Raw genomic sequence first — 14,149 nt, 5'->3', positions numbered from 1 at the left:
GGCCGTGAGCGACATGTCGCGTGACCAGGGAACAGACGCCGACTGGGCCGACCCGGCCGACGAGCCCACGACCGGCGCGCCCGCCGGAGCCGTCGCCGCGGCGGAGTTCGACCCGGGGAGGGCGACGGTCCCGAGCCGGCCCGGGTCCGGCCGCTCCACGACCACCGGCCGCACCCCGCCCACGAGTTTTGGAGGCGCCTCAGCAAGCGCCCCGGACGGCACCACACCGATCCGCGGCGACGCCACGCCGAACCTCGGTGGCACCACGCCGAACCCCGATGGCAGCACGCCCGACTCCGGCGGCACCGAGGCCACCGCCGGGGGCGCGCCGCCGGGAACGTCAGGCGGGCGCACCTGGACCGCCCGGCTCACTCCCGCCGGGCCCGCCGGCACCGCCCGGAAGCGACGCCGGCGCCGGTGGCTCATCGCCGGGTTCTCCGCCGGGGCGCTCCTCGTCCTCATCGGCCTCTGCGCCGGTGGCCTCGCCGTGCTCTCCGCCTTCTCCGGCGCCCGGGACGACGCCGCCGACGCCCGCGAGGACCACCGCGTCCGCGACACCGCCTGCCTGGAGCTCGAGCAGCGCCTCAACCGCCTCACCCCTCCCGGCGCCACCACCACTCCCCAGACCCGTGCCGCCGCCGTACGCAACGAGAACGCCGCCGTCCGGATCTACGTGAACGAGCTGCGCGACGGACGGACCGGCGACGGGTGGCGGCAGCTGCTCGACGCCCGTACCGCTTATGCCGAGGCTCTCGAAGCGCAGGTGAAGTCCCGTACCCCGGCCTTCTTCGTCGCTCCCCGGACCGGTGACGGGCGGGCCGTGACCGATGAGCTGGACCGATTCTCCCCCGCGGCCTGCGCCGGGCCGATCCGCAGACTGGCCGCGCCCGACTTGTAGCGAGCGGTAAGCCTTCCCTTACAGCGCACGAAGCTGACCTTCGTTGTAACGTGTGCCACACATCGCGGACGCACACAGACAGGTTCCTGCGCGCCCGCCGCCAGAGCACGTCATGGCTGCACTGTTCAGGGAGACGTCAATGACGACGACGGCAACGAGGCCGGATGCGGGGCGTTCGCGCGCCGCCATCGCGGCGAAGACGTTGCGTACGGACCGGTGGTGGATCGCGCCGCTGGTGACCTTCGTGGGGCTGAGTGCGTGGGTGATCTACGCCACTGTCCGCGTGTTCATGCACAAGTGGTACTACGTCGAGCAGTTCCACTATCTGACCCCGTTCTACTCGCCCTGTCTCACCGACCGGTGCGTCGAGGGGTCCGCGGAGTTCGGCACGCCGCTGCCGTCCTTCTGGCTCATCCCGGAAGCCGCGTTGACGCTGCCGTTCCTGCTGCTCTTCCGCCTCACCTGCTACTACTACCGCAAGGCCTACTACCGGGCCTTCTGGATGTCGCCGCCGGCCTGTGCCGTGCCCGACGGACACGAGAAGTACACCGGTGAGACGCGGTTCCCGCTGATCTTCCAGAACGCCCACCGGTACGCGTTCTACGCCGCCGGCATCATCTCCGTCATCAACACGTGGGATGCCGTACGGGCGTTCCAGAGCGGGGACGAGTTCGGGTTCGGGCTGGGCAACATCATCCTGGTCGGCAACGTGGTGATGCTGTGGGCGTACACGTTGTCCTGCCACTCGTGCCGGCACATCGTCGCCGGGCGGCTCAAGCACTTCTCGAAGCACCCGGTGCGCTACCGCTTCTGGGTCTTCGTCTCGAAGCTCAACGCCCGGCACATGCAGCTCGCCTGGATCACCCTCGGCACGCTCGCCCTGACCGACTTCTACGTCATGGCGGTGTCGGCCGGCTGGTTCTCCGACCTGCGCTTCATCAACTAGAGGGCCCCCACACATGACTACGCGAATCGAACGACACCACTACGACGTCGTCGTCATCGGCGCGGGCGGGGCCGGGCTGCGCGCCGCCATCGAGGCCCGGCTGGCGGGCAAGAAGACCGCGATCATCTCGAAGTCGCTGTTCGGCAAGGCGCACACGGTCATGGCCGAGGGTGGCGCCGCGGCGGCGATGGGGAACGTGAACAGCCGCGACAACTGGATGGTGCACTTCGGCGACACCATGCGCGGCGGCAAGTTCCTCAACAACTTCCGGATGGCGGAGCTGCACGCCAAGGAGGCCCCGGAGCGGATCTGGGAGCTGGAGACGTACGGGGCGCTGTTCGACCGTACGAAGGACGGCAAGATCTCGCAGCGGAACTTCGGCGGCCACGAGTACCCGCGGCTCGCGCACGTCGGCGACCGTACGGGCCTGGAGCTGATCCGTACGCTGCAGCAGAAGATCGTGTCGCTGCAGCAGGAGGACTTCGCCGAGACGGGGAACTACGACTCCCGGATCCGGGTCTTCGCCGAGACGACCATCACCGAGCTGCTGCTGGACGGCAACAAGGTCGCCGGCGCGTTCGGCTACTACCGCGAGTCCGGCGAGTTCATCCTGCTCGAGGCGCCCGCGGTGGTGCTGGCCACGGGTGGCGTCGGCCGCTCGTACAAGGTGACCTCGAACTCGTGGGAGTACACCGGCGACGGTCACGCGCTCGCCCTGCGGGCCGGCGCGACGCTGATCAACATGGAGTTCCTGCAGTTCCACCCGACCGGCATGGTCTGGCCGCCCAGCGTCAAGGGCATCCTGGTCACCGAGTCGGTCCGCGGCGACGGCGGCGTGCTGCGCAACTCCGACGGCAAGCGGTTCATGTTCGACTACGTCCCCGACGTGTTCCGGCACCAGTACGCCGACACCGAGGAGGAGGCGGACCGCTGGTACACCGACCCGGACAACAACCGCCGCCCGCCGGAGCTGCTGCCCCGCGACGAGGTCGCCCGCGCGATCAACAGCGAGGTCAAGGCCGGCCGGGGCACCAAGTCCGGCGGTGTCTTCCTCGACGTCTCCACCCGGATGCCGACCGAGACCATCACCCGGCGGCTCCCGTCGATGTACCACCAGTTCAAGGAACTGGCCGACGTGGACATCACCAAGGAGCCGATGGAGGTCGGCCCGACCTGCCACTACGTGATGGGCGGCGTCGAGGTCGACCCGGACACCGGCGCGGCGTTCGGCTCGGTCGAGGGCCTGTTCGCGGCCGGCGAGGTGTCCGGCGGCATGCACGGCTCCAACCGGCTCGGCGGCAACTCCCTGTCCGACCTGCTGGTGTTCGGCAAGCGGGCGGGTGAACACGCGGCCGCGTACACCGACGCGCTGGGCAAGCGCCCCCGCGTGGCGACGTCCGATGTGGAACAGGCCGTCGACACCGCGCTCGCGCCGCTGAGCCGGGAAGGCGGGGAGAACCCGTACACGTTGCAGCAGGATCTCCAGGCCGTCATGGGTGACCTGGTCGGCATCATCCGGCGCGAGGGTGAGCTGTCCGACGCGCTGAAGCGGCTGCAGGAGCTCAAGCTGCGGGTCGCGAACGTCGGCGCGACCGGCGGCCGCCGCTACAACCCGGGCTGGCACCTCGCCCTGGACCTGCGCAACATGCTTGTCGTCTCCGAGTGCACCGCCAAGGCGGCGCTGGAGCGGGAGGAGTCGCGCGGCGGGCACACCCGGGAGGACTTCCCGAAGATGAGCCCCGAGTGGCGCAAGGTGAACCTGGTCTGCTCGCTGGACGACGCCGGCGACGTGCACCTGGAGCGCAAGCCGCTGCCCAAGATGCGCGAGGAGCTGCTCAAGCTCTTCAAGCGCACGGAGCTCAGCAAGTACCTGACCGACGAGGAACTCGCGGAGTTCGACGCGATCGCGACGGAGGCCAACTGATGAAGCGCCACTTCCGGGTCTGGCGGGGCGACGCGTCCGGCGGCGAGATCCAGGACTTCGACGTCGAGGTCAACGACGGCGAGGTCGTGCTCGACATCATCCACCGGCTGCAGGCGACGGAGACCCCGGACCTGGCCTGCCGCTGGAACTGCAAGGCCGGCAAGTGCGGCTCCTGCTCGATGGAGATCAACGGCAAGCCGCGGCTGGGCTGCATGACGCGGATGTCGACGTTCGAGGAGAACGAGACCGTCACGATCACCCCGCTGCGCACCTTCCCGGTGATCCGGGACCTGGTCACGGACGTCTCGTTCAACTACGAGAAGGCCCGTGAGACGCCCGCGTTCGCGCCGCCGCCGGGGGTCAAGCCCGGCGACTACCGGATGCAGCAGGTCGACGTGGACCGCTCGCAGGAGTTCCGCAAGTGCATCGAGTGCTTCCTGTGCCAGAACACCTGCCACGTGGTCCGCGACCACGAGGAGAACAAGAAGGCGTTCAGCGGCCCGCGCTACTTCATCCGCGCGGCCGAGCTCGACATGCACCCGCTCGACGACCGCGAGGACCGCAAGGAGTACGCGCAGGCCAATCAGGGCCTCGGCTACTGCAACATCACCAAGTGCTGCACCGAGGTCTGCCCCGAGCACATCAAGATCACTGACAACGCCATCATCCCGATGAAGGAACGGGTGGTGGACCGCCGCTACGACCCGCTGGTCTGGCTCGGCCGCAAGATCTTCCGCCGCGACCAGCTCGACACCGGCCCGTCGACCCCCGGCGGCATCCCCACCCGCAGCCGCACGGGCGAGAACATGGCCCCGAGCTCCTCCGAGGGCGTCACCGGCGTCGCGGCCGGCCTCTCCGGCGCCGGCACCCGCGGACCGCAGCCCCCGCCGGTGGGCCCGGACGGCAAGCTCGACGTCGCGGAACTGCTCTCCCAGAAGGCGGGCGGCCCGTCACCCTTCGGCGACGACCAGGAGTTCCCGCTCCGAAAGATCACCTACAACCACCCCGAACCGGACAAGGACTGATCGCCAAGGGCCCGCTTTCGAGCGGGCCCTTCTTTTTCCGGTACGCACACACCAGCACCCAACCGCAGCACCGGACATCGCCCTCAGGGCTCCCACAGCAGCAGCTGCCGGTGCCGGCGGAAGCCGTTACGCAGGTAGAAGGCGACCGCGCGCCGCCCCGAGTGGACGGTCACGTGCAGCAGCCCCCGGGCCCGAGCCTCGTCGAGAACCGCCGCCATCAGCGCCGCGCCGACGCCTCGGTTACGGCACTCCTCGCGCACCATGACCGACTGCACGTCGCCGTACCACCGGTCCATCGACCCGTGGCCGGGCACCCGCTCCCCAACGAACAGCCACGCAGCGCCGACCACGTACCCGTCCTCCTCGGCGACGAACGGCAGATGCCTCTCGGCATGAGCGGCCACCCACCCGGCGAACGCGGCCAGCTCATCCGCCTCGATGTCCCGCAGCTCCGCCAGCGCCGCCACATCCGCCACGCCACCCCTCCGCACGATCACCTGCGGAGTTTAAACAAGCGTTGCCATATATACCCCCCGGGGGTATGTTGAGCATCGAAGGAGGCGATGATGAACCACTCAACTCACCACGCCGGGGGAACGGGTACGTCCTGGCGGATGGCGGCGCAGGCGACGCTGCACTGCTTGACCGGCTGCGCCATCGGCGAGGTGCTCGGCATGGTCGTCGGCACCGCGCTCGGCCTCTCCACCTGGTCGACGGTCGTTCTGGCCATCGTGCTGGCGTTCGTGTTCGGCTACGGGCTGACCATGCGCGGCGTGCTGCTCGCCGGCGTGGACGTGCGGACCGCGCTGAAGGTCGCCCTGGCCGCGGACACCATCTCCATCACCGTCATGGAGATCTTGGACAACGCCGTCATCGTGGTCGTGCCCGGCGCCATGGAGGCCGGCCTCACGAGCGGGCTGTTCTGGGCTTCCCTGGCGTTCGCGCTGGTCGTGGCGTTCGTGCTGACGGTCCCGATCAACCGGTGGCTGATCTCGCGCGGCAGGGGCCACGCGGTGGTGCACCAGTACCACCACCGACCCGCACCGGACGGAAGTGCTTCATGACCGCCCCGGGCTGCCGAATCGAGTCATTGACGCGGCTTCCTCCGCGCGAAAGGAGATGCGATGTCCCCTCGGACCATGGGCCTGCGGCTGACTGCCGCGGCGATCATCCCGCTCGCGCTCGGTGGCTGCGACCTGCCCGGGGCCCTCGGCGGCAAGCAGGCGTCGGCCGCCGCACCGGCCGACGAGAACGCTGCGGCCGCCAAGAGCTGGATCATCGTCGACGAAGGCGCGCGGCAGGAGAAGGAAGTGAAGCCCGTTGATGCGACCCCGTCCGTGGAAGCTACCCACGCGGCGTCGCCCCTGCCAGCACCCGCGCACACCGACCCGCCGGTGCAACGCTGCGTCAGCATGTTCACGCGCGGAAGAATCGCTCCCCTGCACGTTGATGCCGGCACCCGCACCGCCACCGTCAGCTGGTACCACCCCGGGGACCCGACGGTGCTCACCTACCGGATCACCAGCTTCAACCAGACCCTCAGGGTCGGTGAGCAGAAGCCGCTCACCTGGCAGGAGTCGAAGCCCGCAGCCGGCTGCGCCACCATGACCACCACGATCCGCGGCCTGCAGCCCGGCACCCCGTACGTGTTCTCCGTCGACGTGCTCCGCCGCGCGTCCACGGAGAACACGGCCCGCTCCGCCACCATCGCACGGTCCGGAGTCGTCTACACCGACTGACCGTGTTGGTGTGACGACCTCCGCCCGGTATGGTCGCTGTCGTGAACATCGGGCCGGCGAGAAGCCACACACGGACGGGCTACCCGGTGGGTAGCTGACCGGACTCCGGGTGCCGTGCGAGCACCCGGTTCACCCGGCGCGCGGGCCTCCCGCGATCGACTCTTCCAGCGTTCGTCAGAGTCGTATCGAAGAGAGGTCACACCGCATGGCAGCCAGCTTCAACCACACGATCATCGCCGCCAAGGACCGCGAGGAGTCCGCCCGCTTCTACCGGGACCTCCTGGAAGTCGCGGCGGCGCCGTCGTGGGGCCCTTTCGTGAACATCCAGCTCGCTGACGGCGTGCTGCTGCAGTTCGCCGAACCGCCGGTGGACATCCAGATGCAGCACTACGCCTTCCTGGTCGACGACGACCTGTTCGACCGGGCGTACGCCCGGCTGGTCGCCCACGGCGTCGAACACTGGGCCGATCCGCAGATGCGCCGCCCCGGCGACATCAACCACGAACACGGCGGCCGCGGGTTCTACGTCAAGGATCCGGCGGGCCACGGGATCGAGCTGATCACCCGCCCGTACCTGTAGAGGCTGATCCGGTCGGGCGCCCGGCAGTGCGTCCGACCGGATCCTCCACAGCCGTCGCGCACCTGTGCGGCTCCTGCGCGCTCACTCGCCCCTTCGGTCCCTGCAAGAGCCGGTCATCGGGGTCAAGCGTCGTTGGTCATGCGGTCGTCTTGTTGCGCCTCCGCGATTCCTCGGCAAGTTCCTTCGCGTGTTCGACCTGACAGGCGGTTGACCCCTGGGGGCCGGCACCCGACTCGTCCGCCAGTTCCTGAGCGCGGCGAAGCTGGGCCAAACTGTCAGCCGCCTCCTCCGCGCGCTGGCGGGCCTTCTCGGCGCGGTCGTGGGCCTCTGCGGCCCGGCGCTCATGGCGCTCGCCGGCTGACTGGTCACCTGGGTACGCCATGCCCACAAGGATCCGCTTCTCCGTCCGTGATTGCGATCGCTAGTTGGCCAGCCGGCCGGTGGGTGGCTCGGCTCGTCAGCGTGGAGCGGGCTGCGACCGGAAAGTTGCCTGAGCTGCGACGGTTAATTGGCCACCCCGCGGACATGCTCGTCCGATCCTGGCGTGAGCTCGACCGCGCTTCAGATCCTGGTAGGAGTCGCGGCCGGCTGCCACGAGCGGTTGACCCGGATGGGGGGGCCAAGGGGCAGGTGGCGGCCCGACACGGCGTAAGCAGCCCGGACGATAGAGACCGGGCGGGGCAAGCACGCGACGATGCGGCCGAGGCGCGCGATACGGCGGCGCAGGATCGCGATCACGACGCCCAGACCCGCGATCGGTCGGCTACCACCCGCAATGATGCCGAGCAGGCAGCACAGCAGGGCGCGCGGGACCGGCTGTGGGCGGCCGAGTGTCGCGACCAGGTGGCGGCCCTACGGGCGGAAGCGGCCCGACAGCGGGAGCAGGCGGCCGCCGAACATCAGCCTGACAGGGAGCAACTCCTCATCTTGTGGGAACAGGCGGCATCCGACCGCGACGCCACGGCCGCCGACCGCGACCAGGCGGTCGCCGACCGCCACGCCTTCCGCGACTATCTCGACCAAGCCGGACGAGAACACGCGGCCGCGGCCACCGATCGGGCGGCCGCCGCCGGTGACCGGACGGCCGCCAAAGCCGACCGCGACGCCGCGGCGGCCGACCGTACTGCCACCGACGCTGTACGCCAGCAAGCCGCCGTCGAACGCGCCATGCATGAGGTCGCCGGCCCGGACGATCGATAGACGGCGCGCTCGGCGAACCGGCGGTCCGCCGGGTCTGGAGGACTTCTTACTCTTGCGGCTCGTCGCACTGTGGCGAGCCTGCGGCCCGGTCCGACGGAATGTTCCCCTCCCGGACCGCCGACGCCACCTCGCGCGCCCGCTGAGCCAGCTGACGCGCGTCGTCAGCTCGTGCCCGGTACGTGGAATCGCCTCGGGTGGTCGCCAGCTGATCATTGGTCTCCGCGACCTGTTCCTCGACCTCGGCGATCCGATCCTCCGTCTCGGCGAGTCGACGCGCGGACTGCCGGGCCCGGTCGATCTCCCTGCCGAGCCGCTCGCCCTGTGGTGAAGAACCGCCCATCACTCTGGTATGCCCTGCCGCACGAGCCACCACACTGGTGATCTCATCACGGCACGTAAACACCGGCAGAAAGCCGAGCGGTAGCACACGTGTTCTAACTGTGGCGTACAGTGGCGGTGTGAGTGCTTACCAGCCGTCGATGCTCGACATGATGGGTGGCGCCGCGGGCACGCTCGAGCCGCTGCCCGGGCGCCTGGTCCGGCACCGGCTCACGGCGGGCGCGTGGGTCGACGTTCTCCCCGGCTGGGTGCACGGCTCCGACGAGATCTTCGAGACCCTTCGCACCGAGGTCGACTGGCGCGCCGAACGCCGGCAGATGTACGACGGTGTCGTTGACGTTCCTCGGCTGCTGCGCTGGTACGGCCCCGATGAGCGGCTGCCGCACCCCGCCCTGACCGAGGCCCGCGAGCTGTTGTCGGCGTACTACCGCGAGGAGCTCGGCGAGCCCTTCGTGACGGCCGGCATGTGCATGTATCGCGACGGCCGGGACAGCGTGGCATGGCACGGTGACACGATCGGCCGCTCCTCCCGGGAGGACACCATGGTGGCGATCGTGTCCTTCGGCTCGCCGAGGAACCTGATGCTGCGGCCCCGGGCGGGCGGGGCGGAGACGCTGCGTTTCCCGCAGGGCCATGGGGACCTGATCGTGATGGGTGGCTCCTGTCAACGGACGTGGGAGCACGCCGTCCCGAAGACGGCCAGGCCGGTGGGTCCCCGGGTCAGCGTCCAGTTCCGTCCGGTCAACGTGGCGTAGCCCACGCACGGCGGGCGGGTCGCCCACGTCCTCGAACACGCGGAGGACGCCGGGGTTTCATGCTGACGGCGAGCGTTGTGCATGTCTGCCGAAAATCGTCCTCGGCGGTGGTCGCCGTGCACATTGACATGCGGCCTGATGAATCTACACTCCATGTGTAGATAGTCGGTCCTCTATGGAGGACAGCGCCCTCAGTGCCGAGGTGACGATGACGCAGCCCACCGTCGAGACCGCGGGTCTCGTCCTCGACCGGATCGGCGTCCGTTTCGGCGGGCTCGTGGCCCTCGACGGCGTCTCGTTGCGCGTACCGCCCGGGCGTACCGTCGGGGTCATCGGCCCGAACGGCGCCGGCAAGACCACGCTCTTCAACGTCATCTGCGGCTTCGTCGCCCCGGCCGGCGGCTCGCTCCGCCTCGACGGGCGGCCGCTGCGGCCGCGTCCGCACCGGCTCACCCGGCTCGGCATCGCCCGTACCCTGCAGGGGGTCGGCCTCTTCGCCGGCCTCACCGTCCTGGAGAACGTGCTGGTCGCGGCCCCGGGCGGGACCGACCGGGCGATGGCCGCGCTGGAGCGGTGCGGCGTCGGCGCGCAGGCCCGAGACCTTCCCGGCCAGCTTCCGTACGCGCTGCGCAAACGCGTCGCCCTCGCCCGCGCCCTCGTGTCGGAGCCGCGCCTGCTGCTGCTCGACGAGCCGGCGGGCGGTCTCGGCGCCGCGGAGATCGACGAGCTGCGCGACCTCATCGACGGCCTGGCGTGCTCGGTGTTGCTGGTCGAGCACCACATGGACCTGGTGATGGCGGTGTGCGACGAGATTCTCGTGCTCGACTTCGGACGGCCGGTCGCGTACGGCACCCCCGAGGAGATCCGCACGGATCAGGCGGTGGCGGATGCCTACCTCGGTGCCGCCGCATGAGCGCGCCGCTGCTGCGGGCCGAGGGGCTCACCGCCGGGTACGGTGCCGCGCCGGTCCTGCACGGCGTCGACCTCAGCGTGGCCGCCGGGTCGATCACGGCGGTCCTCGGGGCGAACGGGGCCGGCAAGACCACTCTGCTGCGTACCCTCTCGGGATTGGTGCCCGCCACCCGGGGCCGGATCCTGCTCGACGGCCTTGACCTGCGCGGGGTCCGGGTCGAGGAGATGGTGCGCCGCGGTGTGGCGCACGTGCCCGAGGGCCGCGGCGTCGTCACCGAGCTGACCGTGGACGAGAACCTGCGGCTCGGCGGCCTGTGGCGCACGGACCGGGCGGACGCCAGGCGCGCGCTGGACGAGGTGTACGAGCTGTTCGAGCCGCTCGCCCGGCGCCGCGCCAATCCCGGCCATCAGCTGTCCGGCGGCGAGCGGCAGATGCTCGCGCTGGGTCGCGCGCTGATCGCCCGGCCCCGGCTGCTGCTGCTCGACGAGCCGTCGCTGGGGCTGGCGCCGCGGGTCACCGCGCAGATCATGCAGCTGTTGCGCACCCTGCGGGACGACCGCGGGCTGACCGTGCTGCTGGTCGAGCAGAACGTCCGCGGCGCGCTCGCGATCGCGGACGAGGCCGTCGTGCTGTCGCTGGGCCGCGTGGTGTCCCGGGGCACGTCGGTCGACGACGAGCTGCGCCACGCATACCTCGGTTTCTGACAGGGAGGGCCCTTGGACCGGTTCGTGTTCCTCACCTTCGACGGCCTGAGCCGGGGCGCGGTGTACGCCGCCTTCGCCCTGGCGCTGGTCCTCATCTGGCGGGCGACGAGGATCGTCAACTTCGCCCAGGGCGCGATGGCGGTGGCCACCGCGTACGCCGGCTACTCCGTCTCGGCCGCGACCGGGTCGTACTGGCTGGGCTTCGTGGTGGCGATCGGGGCCGGCGTCGCCCTGGGCGCGGCCACCGAGCGGGTGGTGATGCGCTTCGTGGACCATTCCTCGCCGCTCAACGGGGTCGTGGTGGCGCTGGGGCTGGTGCTGGTCATCCAGGGCCTGCTGGGCATGGTCTACGGCAACGAGTTCCGTCCCGCACAGGCGCCGTTCAGCCGGGACGCCTTCACGGTCGGCGGGGTGGCGCTGCTGTCGCGCTTCGACCTGTTCGTCTTCGCGGCGGTGGGGTTGGTGGTGGCGGCACTCGCGGTGCTGTTCACGCGTACGGACACCGGCCTGCGAATGCGCGCGTCGGCCTTCGCCCCGGACGTGTCGCGCCTGCTCGGCGTGAACGTGGGCGGGATGCTGACGCTGGGCTGGGCGCTGGCGGCGGCCGTCGGCTCGCTGGCCGGGATGCTGGTCCTGCCGACCGAGCTGGGGCTGCACCCGAACGCGATGGACATCGTGTTCGTCTCGTCGTTCACCGCGGCGGTCGTCGGCGGGCTGGACAGCGCGATCGGCTCGGTGGTGGGCGGGCTGATCGTGGGACTGCTGCTGTCGTACGTGAGTGGCTATCTCGGCGCCACGGTCGCCCCGATCGCGGTGCTGGTGCTGCTGGTCGTGGTCCTGCTCGGTCGCCCGGGCGGGCTCTTCTCCCGATCGGTGGCGAGAACGGTATGAGGGCCTATCCGCTGTGGACGCTCGGTGGCGCGGTGCTCATCGTGGCCCTGACCTATGTGCTGCCACCGTTTCGCACCTATCAGCTCGCGACCGTGGGGGCGTACCTGTGCGTGACGGCGGGGCTGACCGTCCTCACCGGGCTGAACGGGCAGCTGTCGCTGGGGCATGGCGCCTTGATGGCGACGGGCGCCTACACCGTCGCTCTGGTGCAGGAGAAGCTGGACGGGGTGCTGCTCGTCTCGGTCGTTGCGGCGGTCGGGCTCACCACCGTCGTGGGCGCGGTGGTCGGCCTGGCGGCCGCCCGGCTGCGGGGGCCCTATCTGGCCGGTCTGACCCTCGCGGTCGCGGTGGTGGTTCCGGCCGTCACCAGCACCTTCGACGGTACGTTCAACAGCGACCAGGGCCTGTCCGTGGTCCTCGACCCGCCGCCGGGCACCATCCCCGTCGAGCGGTGGCAGGCGTGGCTGTGCTGGGCCGGCGCGCTCCTGACGATGCTCGTGCTGGCGGTGCTGGTCCGCGGCCGGTTCGGGCGGGAGCTGCGTGCGGTCCGCGATGACGAGACCGCCGCCAGGCTCGCGGGGGTCAGCGTCGCCCGTACCCAGGTCCTGGCTTTCGTCGTGAGCGCGGCCTGCGCCGGGCTCGGCGGCGCACTGTTCGCCGTGCTGGCCCAAAGCGTCTCGCCCGGTGCCTTTCCGCTGTCGTTGTCGCTCTTCCTGCTGATGGCCGTCGTCATCGGCGGCCTGGGCAGCCTGGCCGGCGCGGTCTGGGGCGCGGTGCTGCTCGTCGCGCTGCCGGCCCTCGCGCACACCGTCACCGAGGGCATCGACGCGCAGCGGCTGGAGGGCAACCTTCCGCTCGCGCTGTTCGGCATCACCTTGATCGTCGTCATGCTCGCCGCTCCCGGCGGCATCGCATCCCTCCGACCCCTCCGACTCCTGAGGAGCAAGGCATGAGGCGTTTCTGGACCGTCCTCGCCGTCCTGTCCCTGGCCGCCGCGACGACCGCCTGCAGTGACAGCGGCGGCGGTGGCGGGAACACCCCCGGCGTGACCGACACCGAGATCCTGGTCGGCACGCACATGCCGCTGACCGGCCCGGCCGCCGCCGGCTACTCGAAGATCGCCCCCGCGACCAAGGCGTACTTCGACTACGTCAACGCGAACGGTGGCGTGCACGGCCGGAAGATCAGCTACAAGATCATGGACGACACCTACAACCCGGCGACCACCCAGCAGGTCGTGCGCGAGCTCGTGCTGCAGGACAAGGTGTTCGCGATCCTCAACGGGCTAGGCACTCCCACGCACACCGGCGTGCTCGACTTCCTGAAGACCAACCGCGTCCCCGACCTGTTCGTCGCCTCCGGCAGCCGCAGCTGGAACCAGCCGGACAAGTATCCGGGCACCTTCGGGTTCAACGTGGACTACACCGTCGAGGGCAAGATCCTCGCCACCCACGTCAAGCAGACGCAGGCCGGCAAGAAGGTCTGCTTCCTCGGCCAGGACGACGACTTCGGCCGGGACGCCCTCGCCGGCATCGAGAAGGTCCTCGGCCCGGTCGCGGCCAAGCAGTCGTACGTCACCAGCAACCCGAACGTCGGCCCGCAGCTGGGCGCGCTCAAGCAGGCCGGGTGCCAGGTGGTCATGCTCGCCGCCGTGCCGGGCTTCACCGCGCTGAGCCTGGGCACCGCCGCCAAGATCGGTTTCAAGCCGCAGTTCGTCGTGTCCCAGGTCGGCGCCGACCTCACCACGCTGTCCAGGCAGCTCGGGCAGTCGGCGCCGCTGACCGAGGGGCTGATCTCCGACAACTACCTGCCGTTGAGCACCGACGAGGCCGACCCTTGGATCCAGCTCTTCAAGAAGGTGAACGCGGAGCACAACGGGGGTGCCGAGTTCGACAACAACATCGTCTACGGCATGTCGGTGGCGTACCTGTTCGTCCAGAGCCTGCAGGCCGCCGGCAAGGACCTGACCCGCGACGGGCTCGTCGCGGCGGTGGAGAAGGGCGGCTTCCAGGGACCCGGTTTCGCTCCCCTGCGGTTCTCCGCCCGGAACCATTCCGGGTACGGCGGGATGCGGCTGAGCCGCGTGCAGGGCGGCAAGCAGGCGTACTTCGGCACCGTCCTGGAGACCGACGACGCCGGCGGGCCGGTGCAGCCGTACACCGCGAGTCCGGCGGTCCCGCCCCAGAACGGCATCCCCACGGCTCCGTAAGGGTTGGCGACCGAGAAGTTACTCGC

General features: G+C 70.3%; 17 protein-coding genes. 14 read left to right on the top strand and 3 right to left on the bottom strand.

Going from position 1 to position 14,149, the window contains the following annotated elements; translation table 11 throughout:
* Positions 1-4: 4 nt before the first annotated feature.
* The 4 genes from AB0J80_RS03285 to AB0J80_RS03270 all read left to right on the top strand — a co-directional run bounded on the left by AB0J80_RS03285 (position 5) and on the right by AB0J80_RS03270 (position 4,793).
* Positions 5-898 carry a hypothetical protein gene (locus AB0J80_RS03285; protein WP_364699762.1) on the top strand — a complete coding sequence of 298 codons (894 nt, stop codon included), beginning with the start codon at positions 5-7 and terminating at the stop codon, positions 896-898.
* A gap of 139 nt (positions 899-1,037) precedes the next feature.
* The gene (locus tag AB0J80_RS03280) at positions 1,038-1,844 is read left to right on the top strand and encodes a hypothetical protein (protein WP_364699759.1); all 807 of its coding nucleotides are present in this window, start codon (positions 1,038-1,040) and stop codon (positions 1,842-1,844) included.
* A 13-nt stretch (positions 1,845-1,857) separates the two neighbouring features.
* Positions 1,858-3,768: a fumarate reductase/succinate dehydrogenase flavoprotein subunit gene (locus AB0J80_RS03275; RefSeq protein ID WP_364699757.1), complete on the top strand. Its 1,911-nt coding sequence runs from the start codon at positions 1,858-1,860 to the stop codon at positions 3,766-3,768.
* Positions 3,768-4,793, top strand: a complete 1,026-nt coding sequence (locus AB0J80_RS03270) for a succinate dehydrogenase/fumarate reductase iron-sulfur subunit (protein ID WP_364699754.1) — start codon at positions 3,768-3,770, stop codon at positions 4,791-4,793. The genes AB0J80_RS03275 and AB0J80_RS03270 overlap by 1 nt, the downstream gene beginning before the upstream one ends.
* Before the next feature lie 83 nt (positions 4,794-4,876).
* On the opposite strand, the gene AB0J80_RS03265 is transcribed toward AB0J80_RS03270, so the two are convergent.
* On the bottom strand, positions 4,877-5,290 hold the full coding sequence (locus tag AB0J80_RS03265; protein WP_364699752.1) for a GNAT family N-acetyltransferase: 414 nt from the start codon (positions 5,288-5,290) through the stop codon (positions 4,877-4,879).
* A 69-nt stretch (positions 5,291-5,359) separates the two neighbouring features.
* Between AB0J80_RS03265 and AB0J80_RS03260 the strand changes: the two genes are divergently transcribed.
* From AB0J80_RS03260 to AB0J80_RS03250, 3 genes are all read left to right on the top strand, one after another.
* A complete protein-coding gene (locus tag AB0J80_RS03260; RefSeq protein WP_364699749.1) occupies positions 5,360-5,857 on the top strand; it encodes a DUF4396 domain-containing protein in 498 nt (165 codons plus the stop codon).
* A 60-nt stretch (positions 5,858-5,917) separates the two neighbouring features.
* Entirely contained in the window at positions 5,918-6,532 is a 615-nt protein-coding gene (locus AB0J80_RS03255; protein ID WP_364699748.1) for a fibronectin type III domain-containing protein, read from the top strand.
* Between the two features lie 205 nt (positions 6,533-6,737).
* Positions 6,738-7,112 carry a VOC family protein gene (locus tag AB0J80_RS03250; RefSeq protein ID WP_364699746.1) on the top strand — a complete coding sequence of 125 codons (375 nt, stop codon included), beginning with the start codon at positions 6,738-6,740 and terminating at the stop codon, positions 7,110-7,112.
* Between the two features lie 136 nt (positions 7,113-7,248).
* Here AB0J80_RS03250 and AB0J80_RS03245 read toward each other — a convergent pair whose 3' ends face one another.
* Positions 7,249-7,494: a hypothetical protein gene (locus tag AB0J80_RS03245; protein WP_364699744.1), complete on the bottom strand. Its 246-nt coding sequence runs from the start codon at positions 7,492-7,494 to the stop codon at positions 7,249-7,251.
* A 248-nt stretch (positions 7,495-7,742) separates the two neighbouring features.
* Here AB0J80_RS03245 and AB0J80_RS03240 point away from each other — a divergent pair, with 248 nt between their 5' ends.
* Positions 7,743-8,312, top strand: coding sequence for a hypothetical protein (locus AB0J80_RS03240; protein WP_364699741.1), 570 nt, complete (start codon positions 7,743-7,745; stop codon positions 8,310-8,312).
* A 46-nt stretch (positions 8,313-8,358) separates the two neighbouring features.
* Here AB0J80_RS03240 and AB0J80_RS03235 read toward each other — a convergent pair whose 3' ends face one another.
* Entirely contained in the window at positions 8,359-8,652 is a 294-nt protein-coding gene (locus AB0J80_RS03235) for a hypothetical protein (RefSeq protein WP_364699738.1), read from the bottom strand.
* Between the two features lie 139 nt (positions 8,653-8,791).
* Here AB0J80_RS03235 and AB0J80_RS03230 point away from each other — a divergent pair, with 139 nt between their 5' ends.
* The 6 genes from AB0J80_RS03230 to AB0J80_RS03205 all read left to right on the top strand — a co-directional run bounded on the left by AB0J80_RS03230 (position 8,792) and on the right by AB0J80_RS03205 (position 14,123).
* On the top strand, positions 8,792-9,406 hold the full coding sequence (locus AB0J80_RS03230; protein WP_364700171.1) for an alpha-ketoglutarate-dependent dioxygenase AlkB: 615 nt from the start codon (positions 8,792-8,794) through the stop codon (positions 9,404-9,406).
* A gap of 208 nt (positions 9,407-9,614) precedes the next feature.
* Entirely contained in the window at positions 9,615-10,319 is a 705-nt protein-coding gene (locus AB0J80_RS03225; protein WP_364700169.1) for an ABC transporter ATP-binding protein, read from the top strand.
* Positions 10,316-11,023 carry an ABC transporter ATP-binding protein gene (locus tag AB0J80_RS03220; RefSeq protein WP_364699735.1) on the top strand — a complete coding sequence of 236 codons (708 nt, stop codon included), beginning with the start codon at positions 10,316-10,318 and terminating at the stop codon, positions 11,021-11,023. Before AB0J80_RS03225 ends, AB0J80_RS03220 begins: the two co-directional genes overlap by 4 nt.
* Before the next feature lie 12 nt (positions 11,024-11,035).
* Complete coding sequence (locus AB0J80_RS03215) at positions 11,036-11,914, top strand: branched-chain amino acid ABC transporter permease (protein WP_364699733.1); 879 nt, start codon at positions 11,036-11,038, stop codon at positions 11,912-11,914.
* Positions 11,911-12,867, top strand: coding sequence for a branched-chain amino acid ABC transporter permease (locus tag AB0J80_RS03210; RefSeq protein WP_364699731.1), 957 nt, complete (start codon positions 11,911-11,913; stop codon positions 12,865-12,867). Before AB0J80_RS03215 ends, AB0J80_RS03210 begins: the two co-directional genes overlap by 4 nt.
* Complete coding sequence (locus tag AB0J80_RS03205) at positions 12,864-14,123, top strand: ABC transporter substrate-binding protein (protein ID WP_364699728.1); 1,260 nt, start codon at positions 12,864-12,866, stop codon at positions 14,121-14,123. Before AB0J80_RS03210 ends, AB0J80_RS03205 begins: the two co-directional genes overlap by 4 nt.
* The last annotated feature ends 26 nt before the right edge of the window (positions 14,124-14,149 follow it).

It is taken from the genome of Actinoplanes sp. NPDC049548, from assembly GCF_040676695.1.
Taxonomy (GTDB): Bacteria; Actinomycetota; Actinomycetes; order Mycobacteriales; family Micromonosporaceae; genus Actinoplanes.
The sequence above is the reverse complement of the archived record's forward strand: the minus strand, read 5'-3'. Positions and strand labels throughout refer to the sequence as shown.